The following is an 18,786-nucleotide window of genomic DNA, read 5'->3' as shown; positions in this document are numbered from 1 at the left end:
CGTTCAGGCGGGAGAGAGCAGCCGCACCGGTGAGCCGGCCGTCCAGGCCAGGATATCCTCCAGGGCGTCGCGGTAGAACACCGCGTAATTCTCCCGCGTCACGTAGCCGAGATGGGGCGTCAGCACGGTGTTGGGAAGGTCAAGCCAAAGGCTGTCTTTCGGCAGAGGCTCGATGGGGAAGACGTCGATGCCGGCGCCGCCGATATGGCCGTGGCGCAGCGCATGGACCAGCGCCGCCTCGTCCACCAGCCCGGCGCGCGAGGTGTTGACGAGGAGGGCGGTCGGCTTCATCGCGCCGATCTCCTCCGCCCCGACCACACCGCGGGTGCGCTCGCTCAGCACCAGATGGATGCTGACCACGTCGGAGGTCGCGAACAGTTCGCGCTTTTCGACACGGGTCACCCCGGCCTCCGCCGCGCGCTCGTCGGTCAGGTTGGGGCTCCAGGCCACCACCTCCATGCCGAAGGCCTGACCCACCTTGGCGACCTTGCTGCCGAGCTTGCCCAAGCCGACCAGACCCAGCCGCTTGGCCCCGAGGTCGCCGGTCAGTCCGGTCTGCCAGCGGCCCTCGCGCAGCGCGCGCTCTTCGGCCGGGATGCGCTTGGCCAGCGCCAGGATCAGGCCCCAGGTCAGTTCCGCCGTCGGCGCCCCGACCATGCGGGTGCCGCAGACGGGGATGCCGCGCGCCGCACAGGCCGCAAGATCAATGGCGTTGTTGCGGGCGCCGGTGGTGACCAGCAGCTTCAGGTTCGGCAGCCGGTCGATCAGGCTTGCCGGGAACGGCGTGCGTTCCCGCATGATGACCAGCACGTCGAAGGGCTCAAGCGCCGCCGCCACCGCGTCCATATCGCCGAGTGGCTGCTCGAAGACCGTCAGGTCGCTGCCGGCGGGAAGCTGCGACCAGTCGGCGAGGTCGCGGGCGACCCCCTGGTAATCGTCGAGGACGGCGACGCGCATGGAGCCCTCTCCCGCTTACTTGGTGAAGTAGGGCGCCAGGTTGGCGCGGATGCGGTCGAGGATCGGGACGGCGGTGGCCGGCACCTCGAACGGGCGGCCGGTGATGGTCTCGCCGGCTTCGATGTAGACGCGGGCCGCTTCCAGCACCACCTCGGCGGGGATTTCCGGGATGTCCTGGGTGTAGGGATCGCAGCGGGCGACGACCCAGTTGCGGACGAAGTCCTTGTCGAAGCTTTCCGGCTTTTCGCCGGCCTCGAACCGCTCCTGATAGCTGGCGGCAAACCAGTAGCGCGAGCTGTCCGGGGTGTGGATCTCGTCGGCCAGCAGGATGTTGCCGTCCTCGTCGAAGCCGAACTCGTACTTGGTGTCGACCAGGATCAGGCCGCGCTCCGCCGCCATCTTCTGGCCGCGGGCGAACAGCGCCAGCGCCTTGTCCGACACCTCGTCCCACTGGGCGCGGGTCAGCAGGTTGCGCCCGACGATCTCGGCCGCGGTCAGCTCCTCGTCATGGCCGGCGTCGAAGGCCTTGGTGGTCGGCGTGATGATAGGGGTTTCCAGCCTCTGGTTCTGGCGCAGCCCGTCGGGGAAGATGTGGCCGTACATCTCGCGCCGGCCCTGCTTGTACATCGACCAGATCGAGGTGCCGGTGGTGCCGGCCATGTAGTCGCGGACCACGACTTCGACCGGCATGATGGTCAGGCGCTTGGCCACCACCACGTTGGGATCGGGGTATTCCAGGACATGGTTGGCGCAGATGTCCTTCGTCGCCTCGAACCAGAAGCGGGCGGTCTGGGTCAGCACCTGCCCCTTGAAGGGGATGGCGGTCAGGGCGCGGTCGAAGGCCGACAGACGGTCGGTGGTGATCAGGATCCGCCGCCCGTCCGGAAGGTCGTAGTTTTCGCGCACCTTGCCGCGGTAATGATTGGGCAGCTCCGGGATGAAGGCGTCACGAAGAACGTTGGTCAGATGCGGGGCGAGCAGGGCGGTGTCAACCATGGGATCCTGGTCCGGATGCAGGGGCGGATGCGAGAGGCGCGCATGATACCCGAAACCCCCGCCGGAGCCAGGGCGCTAAATTGAGAGGGAGGATCGCTGTCCGATGCATGACGGGACCATCAGAATGCCCGCAGCCGGAACCGCAACGGAGGGCGCCGGCGACTATGTCCTGCCGCCCGGAGTCGTCCGCGTCTGGTTCGCCGATCTGGCCGCCCTGTCGGCCCACAGGGAGGCGATGCGCGCCCTGCTGTCCGCCGATGAGGTGGAGCGCGCCGACCGCTTCATGATGGAACGGCTGACCGAGCGCTTCATCCTGCGCCGCGGGCTGTTGCGGCTGCTGCTGGGGCGCTGCACCGGGCGCGATCCGGCGGGGCTGGTCTTCGATTACGGCACGCACGGCAAGCCGGCGCTGGCCGGCGGCCCGGCCTTCAACCTCAGCGACAGCGAGGATGCGCTGGCCATCGCCGTGGCGGCGGAGGGGCGGATCGGCGTCGACATCGAGCGGCTGCGCCCGATCGAAAGCGCCGACGGCATCGCCGACCGCTTCTTCCACGCGAGCGAGCGTGCGGCGTTGCAGGGATTGGGTCCGGAGCAAAGGGACGAGGGCTTCCTGCTGGCCTGGACCCGGAAGGAGGCCTTCATCAAGGCGGCCGGCGTCGGGCTGTCGATGCCGCTCGACCAGTTCGCGGTGGAGGTGACGCCCGGTGCGTCGCCGGCCCTGCTGGAGATCGACGGGCGTCTGCGCGGCGATGTCGGGACGCCGGCGGAGTGGAGCCTGTTCGACCGCCGGGTGCTGCCCGGCACCATCGCCGCCATCGCGGCGCACGGCACCGGCTGGAGGGTGGAGACTCGGGTGATGGATGCGGGGTTCGTGGGGTAGGGGGACCCTACCTCACTCCCCGCCGGCCAGCGTTCCGGTCAGGCGGTTGCGGATGGCGGAGACGGCGCATTCCAGCGGGCGGTCGTCGTCGGGCTTGGGGGCCTTGTCCATCACGTCGGGGCACATGTCCTGCGCCAGCCAAACCTGCGGCTTCGGCGGGACCGGGGCGTTGGGGTCGCAGGTGGCAGGGTCGGGGTGGGTTTCCTCGGTACTGCCGTGGGTCGGCTTGACCTCCAGGTTCGGGGAGACGCCGAAGCAGTCCACCAGCGCCCCCGACGGGCGGTAGTAGCGGGCGGTGGTCAGGCGGATGCCGGTGTCGACGCTGAGCGAGGAAATCGTCTGCACCGACCCCTTGCCGTAGGAGCGGGAGCCGAACAACAGCGCCCGGTGATGGTCCTGCAGGGCGCCGGCCACGATCTCCGACGCCGAGGCCGAGCCGCTGTTGATCAGCACCACCACCGGCAGGCCGGCCAGCAGGTCGCCGGGGGTGCCGCGGTAGTTGCGGGATTCCTCCGGATCGCGGCCACGGACGGAGACGATGTCCACCGTTTCCAGGAAGCGGTCGGCCACCTGCACCGCCTGCTCCAGCAGGCCGCCGGGATTGTTGCGCAGGTCGATGACGGCGCCGGTCAGCCGGCCCTTCGCCTGTCGGCGCATGGTCTCGATCGCCGCGTCCAGCGCCGTGGAGGTCGACTGGTTGAAGGTGGCGATGCGGACATAGGCGACGTTGCCCTCCAGCCGATAGCGCACCGGCTGGATCTTCACGATGGCGCGGGTCAGCGAAACGCGCGTGTTGGCCTCTGTCGAGGGCGGGCGGCGGATCGACAGGGCGACGGAGCTGCCGACGGGCCCGCGCATGCGGGCGACGGCGTCGTGCAGGTTCAGCCCCTTCACCGCCACATCGTCGATGCGGGCGATCAGGTCGCCGCTGCGCAGGCCGGCGCGGGCGGCGGGCGAGCCGTCGATGGGGGAGACGACCTTGATCAGGCCGCTTTCCTCGTCCATCGTCACCTCGATGCCGAGACCGCCGAACTCGCCCTGCGTCTGTTCGCGCAGATAGCGGTAGCGCTCGGCGTCGAGGAAGCTGGAGTAGGGGTCGAGCGAGCCCAGCATGCTGTCCAGCGCCGCCTCGGTCAGCACGCGGTCGCTGGCCTTCGGGCTCTCCGCCTTCTTCTTCTTCAGCCCGTCCTCCGCCTTGTCGATCAGCACCTGCGGATCGTAGGCCTTCACATGCTCCGTCAGGACACGGCGCATGGCGTCGGAGAAGAGGACGTAATTGCGGTCGGCGGTGGACAGCGAACCATAGCCGCGGATCTTCGCGAAATCCGTCCGGTAGCGGTCGAGCGCCGCGACGGTGTCGGCCCGGCTGGTGGGCGCCACGGCGCAGGCGGGGCCGATCGCCACCATCATCAGCAGCAAGGCAGCCAGCAGCTTCGCCATCCTTGGACCCTCTTGACTGGCCGATCCGGCCGGCGGTCTTACGCGCATCGTTCACTTATACCAGTGTTTCGCCGGTTGCCGCGACCCTAGCACGTCGTCCGCCCATTCTCAAAATCCATCCCGATTTCGGCAAGAGGGTCATGCCCGGGAAGGATCGGCCGAACCGCGCAGGAGGGCGGACTCCAGAGATAGGGCGCACAAACGGCGATGTCGCGCGCCCCGATGGAACGCGCGACCTGTCCGAACGGACGAACGCTTTTGGAGAGCGGGCGGAGGGGCGTCAGTAGGCGCCGCTGCCCTTCACCACGACCCGCACGGTGCGCAGCATGATGCCGATGTCGGCCCAGAAGTTCCAGCCGACGACATAGGCGGTGTCGAGCTGGACGCGGCGCACGTAATCGACGTCGCTGCGGCCGCTGACCTGCCACAGCCCGGTCAGGCCGGGGCGGCAGCGGGTGTAGAAGGGGAAGCAGGCGTGGTAATAGGACACCTCGTCGTCGATGATCGGGCGGGGGCCGACCAGGCTCATGTCGCCGCGCAGGACGTTGATGAGCTGCGGCAACTCGTCCAGGCTCGACTTGCGCAGGAAGCGGCCGACCGGAGTGATGCGCGGGTCGTTGCGCAGCTTGCGCGCCGACAGCCATTCGGCGCGCGCCGTCTCGTCGGTGGCGAGCAGCCGTTCCAGCACCTCGGCCGAGTTGACGACCATGGAGCGGAATTTCAGGCAGGTGAAGGGGCGCCCGTCGGCGCCGATGCGCCGGTGGCCGAACACCGCCGGGCCGCCGTCGCGCGCCACCATCCAGGCGAGCACGAGCATCAGCGGCCCGAAAACCGCAAGCAGCCCCAGCGCGCCGACGATGTCGAAGGCGCGCTTCACGCGGTGCCTGTGCAAGGGTGGGCAACCGGGAAGCCGGTCCATCGCCTGCATCGCCGACCGGGTCCCGGCCATCCGGCCGGGGTCCAGACGGGGAGCGCCCAGAAGGGCGATGTTGGACAACGCCATTATTTTCTCTCGTCGCTGATCGTCTCGGGTCAGAGCATAGGACCATCCGAGAGAGGCAACGGCCAGCGCGCGAAAGGGGTCCCGCCAAAGGGACGAGACATTTGGAAAGGGTGAGTTAGCCCGCCGGTACGGGTCAGCAGATCCGGGGAAGCTGTTCCCCGGTCAGCCAATCCACGATCCGGCGGCCACCGAAACGGGTCTCCATCTGAACGAAGCGGTGGGGGTCTTCCACCACACATCCGATGCGGGCGGCGTCCCGTCCCAACGGGTGGTCGCGCATGACGGAGAGCAGACGGTCGCACTCCTCTTCGGCGCAGATCGCGATCAGCTTACCTTCGTTGGCGGCATAGAGCGGGTCCAATCCCAACAATTCGCAGGCCGCCGCGACCTGCGCCCGCACCGGGATGTCCGATTCGCGCAGCCGCATGCCGACGCCGGACTGGTGGGCGATCTCGTTCAGCGTCGTCGCCAGCCCGCCGCGGGTGGGATCGCGCAGCACATGGACGTCGGGCACCGCCGCCACCATCGCCGCGACCAGCCCGTTCAGCGCCGCGCTGTCGGACAGGATCGCCGTCTCGAAGCCCAGATTGTCGCGGGTCGACATGATGGCGACGCCATGGTCGCCCATGGTGCCGCTGACCAGGATCGAGTCGCCCGGCCGCGCCCGGTCGCCGGAGGGGGCGACGCCCGGCGGCACCATGCCGATGCCGGTGGTGGTGATGAAAATGCCGTCGCCCTTGCCGCGCTCCACCACCTTGGTGTCGCCCGACACGATGGCGACCCCGGCCTCGCGTGCCGCGGCGGCCATGCTGTCGACCACCCGCTTCAGGTCGGCGAGCGGGAAGCCCTCCTCGATGATGAAGCCGGCGGTCAGGTGCAGCGGCACGGCACCGGCCATGGCGACGTCGTTCACCGTGCCGTGGACGGCCAGCGACCCGATGTCGCCGCCGGGGAAGAACAGCGGCGAGACGACGAAGCCGTCGGTCGTCATCACCATGCGCCCGCCCGGCACGTCGAAGGCGGCCTGGTCGTTGCCCTGGTCGAGATACGGGTTGGCGAAGGCGGCGGCGAACAGCTCTCGCACCAGCTGCGCCATCGCCTTGCCGCCCGACCCGTGGGTCATGTCCACCGCCCCGCGGGCGATGTCGAGCTTGCGGGTGAAGAGGCGGCGGTCGGTCATGGGCGTGGGGTCCGGGTGGTCGGCGGTGTGTGGAGGAGGGGCGTCAGGCAGCGGCGTCCGCGACCTCGGCCAGCAGAGCGAGCGTTCGCTCGGCCTCCTCGGCGTCGAGGCGGGAGAGGGCGTAGCCGACATGGACGATCACGTAGTCGCCGACGGCGACCCCATCGACCAGCTCCAGCGAGCAGGTGGAGGTGACGCCGCCCAGGCTGACGGTGGCGCGGTCGTCGGGCAGCAGGGCGGTGACCAGGGCAGGGACGGCAAGGCACATGGCGAGGGTCCTCCGGTCAGACGGTGGCGGCGTGGGAGGCGCGGGACTCCGCCAGACCGTCGGCGATCCAGTCGTACCACTCCTCCAGCCCCTGGCCGGTGGTGGCCGACAGCTGGATCACCGCCAGCGACGGGTTCAGGCGCTGGGCGTAGCCGATCATGCGCTCGACGTCGAAGCTGAGATGCGGCAGCAGGTCGATCTTGTTGACCACCAGCAGGTCGGCGCGGACGAACATGTCCGGGTATTTCAGGGGCTTGTCCTCTCCCTCCGTCACCGACAGGACGACGACGCGGTGGGTCTCGCCCAGGTCGAAGCCGGCGGGACAGACCAGATTGCCGACATTCTCGACGAACAGCACGCCGTCCCCGGCGAACTGGCCGTCGGCCGCCAGCTTGTCGGCGGCCTGCGCCACCATGGAGGCGTCGAGGTGGCAGCCCTTGCCGGTGTTGACCTGCACCGCCGGGGTGCCGGTGGCGCGGATGCGGTCGGCGTCGAAGCTGGTCTGCTGGTCGCCCTCGATCACCGCGACGGGGAAGCGGCCCTTCAGGTCGGTCAGGCTGCGGGTCAGCAGGGTGGTCTTGCCCGATCCGGGGCTGGACATCAGGTTCAGCACGAACACCCCGCGCTCGGCGAAGCGGCGCCGGTTGACGGCGGCCAGACCGTCGTTCTTCGCCAGGATGTCGCGTTCGATGGTGACCAGCCGCGGCTGGTTCAGCGCGGCGCCGCCGTCGATGGCGTCGGCACGGTCGGGACGGTGGTGGTCGTGGGTGTGATGATGGTGGCCGTGGTCGTCATGCCCGTGGTCGTGGGGCTCATGATCGTGATGGCTGTGGCGGAACACCGTGCCGTCGGGGGCGACATGCTCGTGGGTGTCGTCATGGTGATGATGGGCATGGTGGTGCGCCTCGCCATGGCGATGGCGATAGACCTTGCCGTCGGGGCCGATATGCTCATGCTCGGCATCGGCGGCCTTGCCGTCTATCCGGGTTTCGCCTTCGCCGCATCCGCAAACCGTGCACATCACGCGCTCTCCCGCTCTTCGATCCGCAATCCGTCCGCCCCGCCCATCATCGGCCTGCCCGCAGGCTTCGGCAAGCGCTCGTCATTCGTGTACTTCTATGCCGCATGCGACGCAGGGGTCCAGCATCGCGACCAGCAGCCGCGCCCGCTCCACCGCATCGTCGCGGTCGCGCGCCGCCGCCCCCGCCAGCCCGCGCGCCAGCGGGCCGTCGGCGGCGAAGTTCCAGTCGGTCGGCGCCACCATGCGGGCGTCGGCCAGCCGACCGTCGCCGTCCAGCCGCAGCCAATGGGCCAGACGCCCGCGCGCCGTCTCCGCCACGCCGCAGCCCTCGCCCGGGCCGGGCCGTCCGGCACTGGCCGGCTCGGCGGGGCGAAGGTCGGCGATGGCCGCCTCCATCCGCCGCGGCAGCTCCGCCAGATCGGCGAGCCGCGCCGCGAACAACCGGGCCAGCCCGTCGCCGAAGCGCTCCGTCACCGAGGCGACCAGGGGGTGGTTCGCCTGCCGCTCCAGCGGGCCGGTCAGGGCGGCGGCATCCTTGGATCGGGGATTGGCGGCGAAGGACGGGTCGCCGCTCAGCGCCGCCGCGAACCAGTCGGGCTGCCGTTCGCCGAGCAGCGGTGAGCCGCAGGCGCCCCAGCCGGCCAGTTCGGGCGACAGCAGCCGGGCGGCCAGCCGTGCCGCGTCGCTGCCGCCGCCTGCCGCCCAGCGGGCGAGGTCGTCGGCATCCCGCGGCGGCGTGCCGGCGAAGACGGTCGTCTCCAGCCAGCCGGTTATCCGTGCCAGCGCCTCGCGCAGGGCCACCGTGTCCGGCCGCAGGACGCCGCCGCCGGGGCGCAACCCGTCCTTGGCGGGGTAAAGCGCCGGCAGGATCAAGGACACCGCCGCGCGCAGGTCGCGCAAGGCCGCCGGGCGGGGCGGGGCGCCGAGGCGTGCCGGCCATTCGACCACGGCCTGCCAGCCATGGCTGTCCAGCGCCTCCGCATCGGTCAGCAGGGCGCGGGCTGTCTCGTGGGGAGTGGCGTCGATTCCCAGCGCCGCCTCGCAGGCACGGGCGACTGCCAGCCCCTGGGCGCTGCCGCACAGGCTGAACAGCAGGGGCGCCAGCCGCGCCGCCTCCTCCGCCTTGCGTCCGACCAGGGCGGCCACCGCACGCGGGCGGCGGGCGGCGACCTCGGCGCGGCGGATGGCTCCGCCGCCGAGCCACAGCCGGATGGAGACCGAACCCTCTCCGGGAAGCGTGGCGGTGGACATCGGGGATTCCTGTGGCATCGGGCAGCGCATGGTGACGGATCGGGGGTGCAACTCATTGACCTGCGTCAAAAGACGTAGATCCGGCGGGGTGGAGCCCCCCTCTCGGCCATGGCCGGGCTGATGCTTTCTGCTACACTTCGCCCCGACAGCGCCACACCGCCGGGCTCCGATGCGTCGGGCCGGAGATTCCGGGCGGCGAAATTCCATGGGCGCGACACGACATCAGAGGATGCTGGTCAATGAAACGTTTCCCCCTCGCCTCGGCGGTGCTGCTGGCCGGGCTGGTGCTGCCCGCGGTCGCCGACGCCCACACCTTCGGCGCCCATGACGCGGGCTTCGCCCATGGCTTCCTGCATCCGATCGGCGGCTGGGACCATCTGCTGGCGATGGTCGCGGTCGGGCTGTGGGCGGCGCAGCGCGGCGGTGCCGCCCTGTGGGCGCTGCCGGCCGCCTTCGTCACCGCCATGATCGGCGGCGGGCTGCTGGGCATGAGCGGCATCGCGCTGCCGGCGGTGGAGCTGGGGATCGCCGGGTCGGTGATCGCGCTGGGCGCCCTGGTCGCCGCACAGTCGCGCCTGTCGCTGCCGCTGTCGATGGCGGTGGTCGCGGCGTTCGCCCTGTTCCACGGCCACGCCCATGGCGCCGAGATGCCGGAGGCGGCGCAGCCGCTGCTCTACGGCCTCGGCTTCGCGCTGGCCACCGCGCTGCTGCACGGCGCCGGCGTCGCCGCGGCCCTGTCGCTGCGCGGCATCGCCCGCGGGACGGGGGCGCCTCTCGCCCTGCGCGGCCTGGGTGCCGCCATCAGTTTGGGTGGCGTGGCGCTGGCCGCGCTGGCCTGATCCGAAGCCTTGCGATCCCAAGTTCATGAGGAAGGCCGGGCGGGAGACCGTCCGGCCTTTTTTGTGGAAATGCCGCAGTGAAGCGACATTTTTCCACATGCGCCGGGCGACAAGGTTGCGCCGCCGCGTGTTCACGCGCTATAGGGCAGGCCTCCCCCGCCCGCATCTCCTCAACTGAAAATCGACGGACAGACCGTGGACTCGCTGATTCCGGAATTGATCGCGCTTGCCCAAGTGGTGTTCATCGACCTGGTGCTGGCTGGTGACAACGCCATCGTCGTCGGCATGGCCGCCGCCGGGGTGGCGCGCGAGAAACGCGCACGCGTGATCTTCTGGGGCATCGCCGCCGCGGTGGTCCTGCGCATCGGCTTCGCGCTGGCGGCCACCCGGCTGATGGACATCATCGGGCTGACGCTGGCCGGCGGATTGCTGCTGCTGTGGGTGTGCTGGAAGCTGTTCCGCGAGCTGCGCAGCCAGCGCGAGGAGGCAGAGGCCGCCGCCCTGATGGACGAGGAGGATGACGATGCCGCCGCTGTTCCCGCCGGGGGCGGCAAGCCGGTGAGCGCGGCCATCCGGCAGGTCATCATCGCCGACGTGTCGATGTCGCTCGACAATGTGCTGGCGGTGGCGGGTGCGGCGCGCGAGCATCTGTGGGTGCTGGCCATCGGCCTGCTGCTGTCGGTGGCGCTGATGGGCGCGGCGGCGACGGTGATCGCGCGGCTGCTGAACCGCTTCCACTGGATCGCCTATCTGGGGCTGGTGGTCATCGTCTATGTCGCCGTCCGCATGATCTGGCAGGGCAGCATGGAGGTCATGGCTTTCGCCCAGCATGTGACCTGATCGGGCGGGTTCCGGGCCGGCGCGGCCGGAACAATCGGCGTCTCCTGGTGTTGCAAGCCGGCAGCCCCCACAGGAGACGCCCGGCATGACCCATCACAACGACGCCATTCCGTCCGCCGCTCCGTCCGCCGCTCACTCCGATGCGGCCGCCACAGCCACCTCCCCCCAGGGCCGCCGGCCGGAAGAGATCGAGCACGAGATCCAGTCGATCCGCGCCCGCATGGACTCGGTGATCGACGAGATCGAGTTCCGCCTGTCGCCCGGCCAGATGTCCGGCGGTGTGGTGCAGGTGGTGCGCGACGTGATCCAGGGCGGCGGCGACGGCCTGTCCGGCCGCATCGCCCGCGCGGTGCGCGCCAACCCGATCCCCGTGGCGCTGATGGGCGTCGGCGCCCTCTGGCTTGCCGTTGCGGTCGCCCGCACGCCGGAATCGGCCACCGAATTCGACGATTACGACCCCCATGGCCGCCACCTGGACCCGCGCAGCCGCCATCTGCTGACCGACCTGATCGCCGCCTGCCGCGACGGCGCCGAGGCTTTCCGCCGCGCCGACATGACCATCGCCGACACGACGCTGTCCGCCCGGCTGGAGGATCTGGCCGACCAGCTCGACCGCAGCGCCATGGCGCTGGACGCCGAACTGCGTACCGGCGGCGGCTGGATCGAGACCGCCGGCGAGGGCACGCGCGTCTGGTCGCCGATGCATGGACTGGCCGAGGCCAGCGCCCGCAGCGTGATGGCCGGGGCCGGCGGGCCGGGCGCCCGCGGCGATCTGCTGGCCCGGCTGGAAGGCGGGCTGGACGGCACGCTGTCGCTGTTCCGCGATGCCCTGCGCGACACGCCGGACGACCATCTGCAGGTCGTCATCGGCGCACAGTTCCACGCCATCGAAACGGCGCGCCATCGCGTCGGCGCCCTGCGCGAAGCCGTGGTCTGAGGGGGGCGGGGGCATGCTGGGGCTGAGCCGACGCCATTACTACGAGCACCGCAACCGCGCGGACGGGCGCGCCGCGAATGACGGCAACGGCGGGGGCGGCGGCCGTGGCCGGTCGGCGGACAGCCCGTCGGACATCCCCAAGCGCGGCTGGAAGGACATCCTGCTGCGGGTGTGGGACGAGCAGAGCAAGGACAACGTGTCGATGCTGGCGGCCGGCGTCGCCTATTACGCGCTGCTCGCCATCTTCCCCGCCGTCGCGGCGCTGGTGTCGATCTACGGCCTCGTCGCCGACCCGTCGATGATCGAGAGCCAGCTGAACCAGCTGGGCAGCCTGCTGCCGCCGGAAGCGCTGTCCATCGTCAGCGATCAGGCGCGCAAGGTGGCGACCGCCCCGTCGCAGGGGCTGGGCTTCGGCCTGATCTTCGGCCTGCTGCTGACATTGTGGAGCGCGTCGCGCGGCACCAACTCGCTGGTGACGGCGCTGAACATCGCCTATGGCGAGAAGGAGACGCGCGGTTTCATCATGCTGGCGGCGCTGTCGATGGGGCTGACGGTGGCGGGGCTGCTGTTCGTCATCCTCGCCATTGTGATGATCGTCGCCGTGCCGGCCGCCATCGCCATCGTCGGGCTGCAGGACACCCCGATCGGCTGGATCGCCAGCCTCGCCCGCTGGCCGATCCTGGCGGTGACGATCATGCTGGCGCTGGCCGTCTTCTACCGCTACGCCCCCGACCGGCGCGAGCCGCAATGGCGCTGGGTCACCTGGGGATCGGCGGTGGCGACCGCGGTCTGGCTGCTGGGGTCGCTGGGCTTCTCGATCTATGTGTCGAATTTCGGCAGCTACAACGAGACCTACGGGTCGGTCGGCGCCGTCGTGATCCTGCTGCTGTGGTTCAACCTGACCTCCTATGTCGTGCTGATGGGGGCGGAGCTGAACGCGGAGATCGAGCACCAGACCGCCCGCGACACCACCGACCGCGACGGCCAGCCCTCCCGCCCGATGGGCCGGCGCGACGCCTATGTCGCCGACACGGTGGGCGAGCGGAAGGCCGGCTGACCGGCAAGCATCCCACTTGGCCAAAATCCTTCTTGGCAGGGCGGCAACCGCGCGCTATGGTCGCCCCATGCAACAGATGCTTTCCATCGCGTCCTCAGGACGTTCCCGATATTTTGGCCGCTGGTTTCGTTCGGCGGCCTAGGAACGCGCATCTGTCGCTCACTCCCGAAGCCGCCCGGACCGACCCGCGGCGGCTTTCGTGTTTGTGACCCCGGCCTTTGATGGGCCTCACATCCTGAAAATCCGAACACGGGCGACCCGGACGGCCTCACCATCCGCGAAGAGAGGTTGTCATGTTCGATTTCGATGTCGTTACCGGCCCCACCCAGCCGCCCCACTGCCCGATCGCCGAAGACTCTGCCGTATCGGGGGCCGCCGAGTCGTCCCCGCGGCCGGCCGGCCTTGCCACGACGGCCGGAAACACCCGCGCCGAGTCGCTGTCAAGTAACGGGGAAAAGCCGCGGTCCTGAGCCGGATGGGGCCGCCGACCATGGCGTGCAGGTCCCGCATCCCAGCTTTCGACCAAAAAAATCACGAATCCTGCCTATGTTCCGCCGGCTGTTGTCGTATACTCCCTTAGGGCAGACGTGTCCGGGTTACGGCTCAGCCGGCCGTACCTCTTGTTTGGTGCTCCTCGAACGGCGTTCGGATCGGGTTTTCGGACTTGGTTTCGGGCGTGGGGATCGGATCGGAAGAAGGATGACTGATCATGGCGGATGATGCTCTCTCAAGCGTCAACTCCCTGGTGTCCAGCCTCAACGCCTCGATCAACAATGCGGTCGAGGCGATCAAGAAGTCGCAGAGCAACCAGGCGGTCGGCGACGTCAAGGAATATTCCAAGACGGTGAACAAGTCGGCGCTGAACACCAATGCCGGCGCGACCGACATCGGCGTGATTTCCAAGAACACCACCCGCCTGAACGTCGCCAGCACGCTGGCCGCGAACGACAAGGTCGATTTCTACAAGTTCAAGGTCGTCACCAAGGGCGAACTGACCATGGGCCAGGTCGGCGACGACGGCGTGCATGTCCAGCTGATGAACCGGCTTGGCCGGGTGATGGCCGACAGCGACCCGAAGGCCGGCGACAATTACACCGCCTTCAAGAAGCTGCAGGCCGGCAACCTGACGGTCGACAAGGGCGACTACACCCTGCGCGTCACCCGCGACAAGGGCCAGTCCGACAAGGACCCGAAGAACTACGCCATGCAGCTGGTGATGGGCAATTACAGCCAGGACTACGACACCGTGGCCAAGCAGCCGGCCAAGGGCGACACCGGCCTGACGCTGTCGACCGGCCAGCAGGCGACGCTCGACGGGCTGAATCAGGCCATCAGCAGCATGAACTCCATCCCCACCGGCCAGACCGGCACGCAGAAGCTGATGGGCAGCTTCAGCCTGTTCGTGTGAAGCCGGGCTGTCGGCTGTGCTATGACCGGGCGGAGCCGATCCGTTCCGGAGCAGACCCTTGCAGTCCAAAGACCCGTCCATCACGCGCCTGACCCCGGCCGACCATCGCCGCGTTCCCTGGAAGAATGGCGGCGGCGTCACCACCGAACTGGCGGTGGAGCCGGTCGCCGACGGCCGCTTCGTCTGGCGCGTCAGCATCGCCGACGTGATCGAACCCGGCCCCTTCTCCGCCTTTCCCGGCTATGACCGGCTGATCGCGGTGGTGGAGGGCGACGGCATGCGCCTGTCGGTCGATGGCGCCGTGCCAGTCGAACGCCGCCGCCTGGAGCCCGCCTTCGCCTTCCCCGGCGAGGCACCAGTCTGGTGTGAGCCGACCGCCGGCCCGATCCGCGACGTGAACCTGATGCTGGACCGCGCATCGGCGACCGGCACGCTCACCCTGCTGGCGGGAAGTCCTGCCCATCGCGCCGCCGGCGACGTGCTGCTGGTCCATGCGCTGGCCGGAACGCTGACTGTCATCCCGGACGGTGGGGTGGCGCTGACGGTTCCCGCCGGCCACAGCCTGCTTCTGCGCGACGCGGCCGTGCTGGTGGAGGCACCGGACGGGGCGGAGGGCGTCTGCGCGGAGGTGCGGCGGCGCTGACGGGATGGATCGCCCTCAGGCGGCTTCCATAGCTTTCACTTCGGTATCGAGCCGGTCGCCGAGCGCGCGCTTGGCGACCTCGATGTCGTAATGGGCTTGCAAATTGGCCCAAAATCCTTCGGACATGCGGAAGTAGCGCGAAAGGCGCAAGGCAGTGTCGGCGGTGATGGCACGCTTGCCTTCCAGGATCGCCGTGATCCTGGTCAGGGGAACGCCGATGTCCTTGGCAAGGCGGTAGGCGGAAATCCCCTTCGGTTCCAGGAATTCCTCCCGCAGGATTTCTCCGGGATGAACGGGCGTGAAGGGGACGGCGGCGGAATCGACGACATCCGACAGGTCCGGATATTCGGCCTCAAGTTCTTCGCGGCGGATGGTCATGTCGATCCTCTCAGTCGTGATAATCGCAGAACTCGACATCATAGGCGTCGCCGTCGACCCATGTCAGACAGATGCGCCATTGCTTGTTGACGCGGATGCTGTGTTGGCCGGCACGGTCACCGTCCAGCGATTCCAGCTTGTTGCCCGGCGGATTGCGCAGATCTTCCAGCAGAGCCGACTTGTCGATCATGACCAGCTTGCGATGGGCACGCAGCGCAACGTCGGAAGGAACTCCCTTGATCGGCCTGCCGAGGAACAGCGCCACGGTCCGCTTGTCGGCGAAGGACTTGATCACTGCGATAAACCTAGGAAAGCGGAATGGTTCCGTCAAGCGTTACGGTGACGTATGACGGAACCATTCCGTATGAGGGTCAGGCCTTCGCCGCCCGGATCAGTTCCGCGTACCAGCGCGCCGAATCCTTCGGCGTGCGGGCCAGGGTCTGGAAATCGACATGGACGATGCCGAAGCGTTGGCCATAGCCGCTGCCCCATTCGAAATTGTCCAGCAGCGACCAGACGAAATAGCCGCGCACGTCGGCACCCTGGGCCATCGCGTCGCGCATCGCGGCGTTGTAGATGGTCAGATAGTTGATGCGGTGCGGGTCATGGACCCTGCCGTCGGGGCTGACGGTGTCGCTGCCGCCGCAGCCGTTCTCTGTCACCACGATGGGCAGGCGGTAGCGGCGCTGGATGGTCAGCAGCTCGTCGCGGAAGGCGTCGGGGAAGATCGCCCAGCCGACGCCGTGGGTCGGCGAATCAGGCGGCGCGTCGCCCCAGCCATAGCCCCAGGTCCGCGCCGGGTCGGCCTTGGCGAAGATCGGGCCGTAGTGGTTCAGCCCGAACCAGTCCACCGGCCGGGCGATGCGCGCCATGTCGCCGGGCCGGACATAGGGCTCGATGGCGGCGGCGGTCTGCGGCGGGTAGTATCCCAGGATCTGCGGGTCGCAGAAGACGAGGTTCCAATGCTCGTCCAGCAATGCTGCGGCGGCGCGGTTCTCCGGCGTGTCGGTCTCGGGGATGACGACCTGACGGTTGTGGATGGCGCCGATGGAGGCCCCCGGCACCATGTCGCGCAGCACGTCCACCCCGGCGCCATGGGCGAGATTGACGTGGTGGATGGCGCGCAGATGCTGCGCCCGGTCGACGATGCCCGGCGCCGCCCAGGGGATGGCATAGCCGAACAGGGTGAAGACCGAGAACTCGTTGAAGGTGATCCAGCGCTTCACCCGGTCGCCGTAGCGCCGGGCGCAGAGCGCGGCATAATCGGCGTACCAGCCGGCGCAGTCGCGGGACGACCAGCCGCCCAGATCCTGCAGGGCCTGCGGCAGGTCCCAATGGTAGAGGCAGAGCCAGGGCTCGATGCCCGACTCCAGCAGCCGGTCGATCAGCCGGTCGTAGAAGTCCAGCCCGGCGTCGTTCACCGCGCCCTTGCCGCGCGGCATCACCCTGGGCCAGGAGACCGAGAAGCGGTAGGCGTCGACGCCCAGCCCCTTCATCAGCGCCACATCCTCCGGCATGCGGTGGTAGTGGTCGCAGGCGACGTCGCCGGTGTCGCCGTTCACCACCCCGCCCTGGGTGCGGCAGCGCACGTCCCAGATGCTGGCGCCGCGCCCATCCTCGGCCGCCGCCCCCTCGATCTGATAGGCGGAGGTGGAAACGCCCCAGACGAAGTTGGGCGGATAGGAGAAGGTCCGGTCGGTCATGGTCAGGCTGCGATCTGGTTGATGCTGCGGCAGCGGGCCTCGAAGGCGTCGGAGATGAATTCGGGGCGCTTGTAATAACCCTTGATCCAGCTCGCCAGCAGGCAGAGTTCCTCCAGCTTCACCAGCTCGTCCAGCGTTCCTTCGGGAAAGCGGATGGCGAAGCTTTCGGAGATGTATTCCAGAACCTGTTCGACCTGATCGATCGACAGCTGGATGTCGGTCTCCAGGGTCGCATTGCGGGTCAGCAGAGCCTCGTCGACCCCATATTCGTCGCGGATCAGCTTCACGATCCAGCGGAACATGTGCATCCAGTTGGATACACCCTCGATCGACTTGCTCATCGCGACGCTCGGCTTTGGGTTGCGCGAAAGGGGTAGGCAACAGCGACTGTACGCACCGATCGTTAAAGAATAAAGCAGTCAGCATCGGGGTCTCCAGCCGGGCGCGGCAAAAAACCGCGTGGGATTTGCCACCTCCGCGGGCAGGGGGCGCCGAAGTGTGCCCAGACATTGTGCAGGATCGGACGGGCCCGGGACTGGAATCCGCCGCGGGGCGGAGCGGCACGCCCCATGCAGAACGAAGCCGATTCACCGGACAGCAAGGCTTCCGCCATGACAAGCGCCGCCACCACTCCTGACGTCCATCCCGTCGACGAGATCCTGCCGCCCTGGCGGCTGCTGGCGCTGGGGCTGCAGCATGTGCTGGTGATGTATGCCGGGGCCATCGCGGTGCCGCTGATCGTCGGCGGGGCGCTGAAGCTGCCGAAGGATCAGATCGCCATGCTGATCAACGCCGATCTGTTCGCCTGCGGCGTGGTCACGCTGATCCAGGCGGTGGGGGTCTGGCGCTTCGGCATCCGCCTGCCGGTGATGATGGGCGTCACCTTCGCCGCCGTAGGTCCCATGGTGGCGATGGCGACCAACCCGTCGCTGGGTCTGCTGGGGATCTATGGCGCGGTGATCGGGTCGGGCATCTTCGCCATCCTGGCGGCGCCGCTGGTCGGCCGTCTGCTGCCGCTGTTCCCGCCGGTGGTGACCGGCAGCGTCATCGCCATCATCGGCATCTCGCTGATGCGGGTCGGGGTGGGCTGGGCCGGCGGCGGGGTCGGCAACCCGCGTTTCGGCGATCCGGCCTTTCTGGGCGTGGCGGCCTTCGTGCTGCTGGTGATCCTGGCGCTGATGAAGCATGGCCGCGGGTTCGTCCGCAACGTCGCGGTTCTTCTTGGGCTGGTGGCCGGCATGGCGCTGGCGATGGCGCTGGGCATGGTCGACTTCAAAGGGCTGGCGGAGGCGCCTTGGGTGGCGGCGGTGCAGCCGTTCCAGTTCGGGATGCCGGTGTTCGATCCGGTCGCCATCCTGACCATGTCGCTGGTGATGATCGTGGTGATGATCGAGTCGACCGGCATGTTCCTGGCGGTAGGCGACATGGTCGGCCGCCCGGTGAGCCGGGAGGATCTGGTCCGCGGCCTGCGCACCGACGGGCTGGGCACGCTGATCGGCGGCGTCTTCAACACCTTTCCCTACACCTCCTTCTCGCAGAATGTTGGGCTGGTTGGGGTGACGGGGGTGCGCAGCCGCTGGGTCTGCGCTGCGGGCGGGCTGATCCTGCTTCTGCTGGGGCTGCTGCCGAAGCTGGCCCATGTGGTGGCGTCGGTGCCGGCCTTCGTGCTGGGCGGGGCCGGGCTGGTGATGTTCGGCATGGTGGCGGCGACCGGCGTGAAGATCCTGTCGCAGGTCGATTTCGCCAACCGGCGCGAGAACCTGATCGTCGTGGCGGTCAGCGTCGGCGTCGGGCTGATCCCGCTGGTGTCGGACAAGTTCTTCTCGCAGATGCCGGCCTTCCTGTCGCCGCTGCTGCACAGCGGCATCCTGCTCGGCACCCTGACGGCGGTGGCGCTGAACTGGTACTTCAACGGTGTTGAAAATGCTGGAGAATTTCGTTCCGCGGCTCTGGCTGCATCGCCTGAATAGGGGCATACGTCAAAC

At 68.9% G+C, this 18,786-nt stretch carries 20 protein-coding genes; 8 read left to right on the top strand and 12 right to left on the bottom strand.

Annotation, left to right across the window (positions count from 1 at the left end):
* Positions 1-3: 3 nt before the first annotated feature.
* Both B9N97_RS32005 and B9N97_RS32000 read right to left on the bottom strand, forming a co-directional pair.
* Positions 4-957, bottom strand: coding sequence for a D-2-hydroxyacid dehydrogenase family protein (locus tag B9N97_RS32005; protein ID WP_085091882.1), 954 nt, complete (start codon positions 955-957; stop codon positions 4-6).
* A 15-nt stretch (positions 958-972) separates the two neighbouring features.
* Complete coding sequence (locus B9N97_RS32000; RefSeq protein WP_085091881.1) at positions 973-1,953, bottom strand: phosphoribosylaminoimidazolesuccinocarboxamide synthase; 981 nt, start codon at positions 1,951-1,953, stop codon at positions 973-975.
* 124 nt (positions 1,954-2,077) lie between these two features.
* On the opposite strand from B9N97_RS32000, the gene B9N97_RS31995 reads away from it, so the two are divergent.
* The gene (locus B9N97_RS31995; RefSeq protein WP_244561040.1) at positions 2,078-2,833 is read left to right on the top strand and encodes a 4'-phosphopantetheinyl transferase family protein; all 756 of its coding nucleotides are present in this window, start codon (positions 2,078-2,080) and stop codon (positions 2,831-2,833) included.
* A 12-nt stretch (positions 2,834-2,845) separates the two neighbouring features.
* Here the strand turns inward: B9N97_RS31995 and B9N97_RS31990 are convergent, their stop codons facing one another.
* The 6 genes from B9N97_RS31990 to B9N97_RS31965 all read right to left on the bottom strand — a co-directional run bounded on the left by B9N97_RS31990 (position 2,846) and on the right by B9N97_RS31965 (position 8,996).
* Positions 2,846-4,273: a S41 family peptidase gene (locus B9N97_RS31990; protein ID WP_085091879.1), complete on the bottom strand. Its 1,428-nt coding sequence runs from the start codon at positions 4,271-4,273 to the stop codon at positions 2,846-2,848.
* A gap of 280 nt (positions 4,274-4,553) precedes the next feature.
* Positions 4,554-5,276: a sugar transferase gene (locus B9N97_RS31985; RefSeq protein ID WP_244561039.1), complete on the bottom strand. Its 723-nt coding sequence runs from the start codon at positions 5,274-5,276 to the stop codon at positions 4,554-4,556.
* A gap of 133 nt (positions 5,277-5,409) precedes the next feature.
* On the bottom strand, positions 5,410-6,456 hold the full coding sequence (gene hypE / locus B9N97_RS31980; protein WP_085091878.1) for a hydrogenase expression/formation protein HypE: 1,047 nt from the start codon (positions 6,454-6,456) through the stop codon (positions 5,410-5,412).
* Positions 6,457-6,499: 43 nt separating this feature from the next.
* Positions 6,500-6,724 carry a HypC/HybG/HupF family hydrogenase formation chaperone gene (locus B9N97_RS31975; RefSeq protein ID WP_085091877.1) on the bottom strand — a complete coding sequence of 75 codons (225 nt, stop codon included), beginning with the start codon at positions 6,722-6,724 and terminating at the stop codon, positions 6,500-6,502.
* Positions 6,725-6,740: 16 nt separating this feature from the next.
* The gene (gene hypB / locus B9N97_RS31970) at positions 6,741-7,745 is read right to left on the bottom strand and encodes a hydrogenase nickel incorporation protein HypB (protein WP_085091876.1); all 1,005 of its coding nucleotides are present in this window, start codon (positions 7,743-7,745) and stop codon (positions 6,741-6,743) included.
* 81 nt (positions 7,746-7,826) lie between these two features.
* Entirely contained in the window at positions 7,827-8,996 is a 1,170-nt protein-coding gene (locus B9N97_RS31965; protein ID WP_244561038.1) for a nickel-dependent hydrogenase large subunit, read from the bottom strand.
* Positions 8,997-9,235: 239 nt separating this feature from the next.
* Between B9N97_RS31965 and B9N97_RS31960 the strand changes: the two genes are divergently transcribed.
* From B9N97_RS31960 to B9N97_RS31930, 6 genes are all read left to right on the top strand, one after another.
* Positions 9,236-9,835: a HupE/UreJ family protein gene (locus tag B9N97_RS31960; RefSeq protein ID WP_085091874.1), complete on the top strand. Its 600-nt coding sequence runs from the start codon at positions 9,236-9,238 to the stop codon at positions 9,833-9,835.
* A gap of 195 nt (positions 9,836-10,030) precedes the next feature.
* The gene (locus B9N97_RS31955) at positions 10,031-10,675 is read left to right on the top strand and encodes a YjbE family putative metal transport protein (RefSeq protein WP_085091873.1); all 645 of its coding nucleotides are present in this window, start codon (positions 10,031-10,033) and stop codon (positions 10,673-10,675) included.
* An 85-nt stretch (positions 10,676-10,760) separates the two neighbouring features.
* Positions 10,761-11,612, top strand: coding sequence for a DUF3618 domain-containing protein (locus B9N97_RS31950; protein WP_085091872.1), 852 nt, complete (start codon positions 10,761-10,763; stop codon positions 11,610-11,612).
* A 13-nt stretch (positions 11,613-11,625) separates the two neighbouring features.
* Positions 11,626-12,669 carry a YihY/virulence factor BrkB family protein gene (locus tag B9N97_RS31945; protein ID WP_085091871.1) on the top strand — a complete coding sequence of 348 codons (1,044 nt, stop codon included), beginning with the start codon at positions 11,626-11,628 and terminating at the stop codon, positions 12,667-12,669.
* A gap of 709 nt (positions 12,670-13,378) precedes the next feature.
* Positions 13,379-14,077: a hypothetical protein gene (locus B9N97_RS31935; protein WP_085091869.1), complete on the top strand. Its 699-nt coding sequence runs from the start codon at positions 13,379-13,381 to the stop codon at positions 14,075-14,077.
* Positions 14,078-14,135: 58 nt separating this feature from the next.
* Positions 14,136-14,720 carry a HutD/Ves family protein gene (locus B9N97_RS31930; protein WP_085091868.1) on the top strand — a complete coding sequence of 195 codons (585 nt, stop codon included), beginning with the start codon at positions 14,136-14,138 and terminating at the stop codon, positions 14,718-14,720.
* Between the two features lie 15 nt (positions 14,721-14,735).
* Here B9N97_RS31930 and B9N97_RS31925 read toward each other — a convergent pair whose 3' ends face one another.
* From B9N97_RS31925 to B9N97_RS31910, 4 genes are all read right to left on the bottom strand, one after another.
* Positions 14,736-15,098, bottom strand: a complete 363-nt coding sequence (locus B9N97_RS31925) for a HigA family addiction module antitoxin (RefSeq protein WP_085091867.1) — start codon at positions 15,096-15,098, stop codon at positions 14,736-14,738.
* Positions 15,099-15,108: 10 nt separating this feature from the next.
* Positions 15,109-15,393: a type II toxin-antitoxin system RelE/ParE family toxin gene (locus B9N97_RS31920; RefSeq protein ID WP_085091866.1), complete on the bottom strand. Its 285-nt coding sequence runs from the start codon at positions 15,391-15,393 to the stop codon at positions 15,109-15,111.
* 76 nt (positions 15,394-15,469) lie between these two features.
* Positions 15,470-16,801, bottom strand: a complete 1,332-nt coding sequence (locus B9N97_RS31915) for a GH1 family beta-glucosidase (protein ID WP_085091865.1) — start codon at positions 16,799-16,801, stop codon at positions 15,470-15,472.
* A 2-nt stretch (positions 16,802-16,803) separates the two neighbouring features.
* Positions 16,804-17,142, bottom strand: a complete 339-nt coding sequence (locus B9N97_RS31910; RefSeq protein ID WP_085091864.1) for an acyl carrier protein — start codon at positions 17,140-17,142, stop codon at positions 16,804-16,806.
* 228 nt (positions 17,143-17,370) lie between these two features.
* Between B9N97_RS31910 and B9N97_RS31905 the strand changes: the two genes are divergently transcribed.
* Positions 17,371-18,771: a nucleobase:cation symporter-2 family protein gene (locus tag B9N97_RS31905; protein ID WP_085091863.1), complete on the top strand. Its 1,401-nt coding sequence runs from the start codon at positions 17,371-17,373 to the stop codon at positions 18,769-18,771.
* Positions 18,772-18,786 lie beyond the last annotated feature (15 nt).

Source organism: Azospirillum oryzae (genome assembly GCF_900177515.1).
GTDB lineage: Bacteria > Pseudomonadota > Alphaproteobacteria > Azospirillales > Azospirillaceae > Azospirillum > Azospirillum oryzae_A.
The sequence above is the reverse complement of the archived record's forward strand: the minus strand, read 5'-3'. Positions and strand labels throughout refer to the sequence as shown.

Coding starts and splice junctions, on each gene's coding strand:
- B9N97_RS32000 (WP_085091881.1), bottom strand. CDS start 1,953: ATGGTTGACACCGCCCTGCTCGCCCCGCATCTGACCAACGTTCTTCGT.
- B9N97_RS31985 (WP_244561039.1), bottom strand. CDS start 5,276: ATGGCGTTGTCCAACATCGCCCTTCTGGGCGCTCCCCGTCTGGACCCC.
- hypE (WP_085091878.1), bottom strand. CDS start 6,456: ATGACCGACCGCCGCCTCTTCACCCGCAAGCTCGACATCGCCCGCGGG.
- B9N97_RS31950 (WP_085091872.1), top strand. CDS start 10,761: ATGACCCATCACAACGACGCCATTCCGTCCGCCGCTCCGTCCGCCGCT.
- B9N97_RS31910 (WP_085091864.1), bottom strand. CDS start 17,142: ATGAGCAAGTCGATCGAGGGTGTATCCAACTGGATGCACATGTTCCGC.
- B9N97_RS31945 (WP_085091871.1), top strand. CDS start 11,626: ATGCTGGGGCTGAGCCGACGCCATTACTACGAGCACCGCAACCGCGCG.
- B9N97_RS31960 (WP_085091874.1), top strand. CDS start 9,236: ATGAAACGTTTCCCCCTCGCCTCGGCGGTGCTGCTGGCCGGGCTGGTG.
- B9N97_RS32005 (WP_085091882.1), bottom strand. CDS start 957: ATGCGCGTCGCCGTCCTCGACGATTACCAGGGGGTCGCCCGCGACCTC.
- B9N97_RS31935 (WP_085091869.1), top strand. CDS start 13,379: ATGGCGGATGATGCTCTCTCAAGCGTCAACTCCCTGGTGTCCAGCCTC.
- B9N97_RS31965 (WP_244561038.1), bottom strand. CDS start 8,996: ATGTCCACCGCCACGCTTCCCGGAGAGGGTTCGGTCTCCATCCGGCTG.
- B9N97_RS31975 (WP_085091877.1), bottom strand. CDS start 6,724: ATGTGCCTTGCCGTCCCTGCCCTGGTCACCGCCCTGCTGCCCGACGAC.
- B9N97_RS31915 (WP_085091865.1), bottom strand. CDS start 16,801: ATGACCGACCGGACCTTCTCCTATCCGCCCAACTTCGTCTGGGGCGTT.
- B9N97_RS31990 (WP_085091879.1), bottom strand. CDS start 4,273: ATGGCGAAGCTGCTGGCTGCCTTGCTGCTGATGATGGTGGCGATCGGC.
- B9N97_RS31905 (WP_085091863.1), top strand. CDS start 17,371: ATGCAGAACGAAGCCGATTCACCGGACAGCAAGGCTTCCGCCATGACA.
- B9N97_RS31925 (WP_085091867.1), bottom strand. CDS start 15,098: ATGACCATCCGCCGCGAAGAACTTGAGGCCGAATATCCGGACCTGTCG.
- B9N97_RS31995 (WP_244561040.1), top strand. CDS start 2,078: ATGCCCGCAGCCGGAACCGCAACGGAGGGCGCCGGCGACTATGTCCTG.
- hypB (WP_085091876.1), bottom strand. CDS start 7,745: ATGTGCACGGTTTGCGGATGCGGCGAAGGCGAAACCCGGATAGACGGC.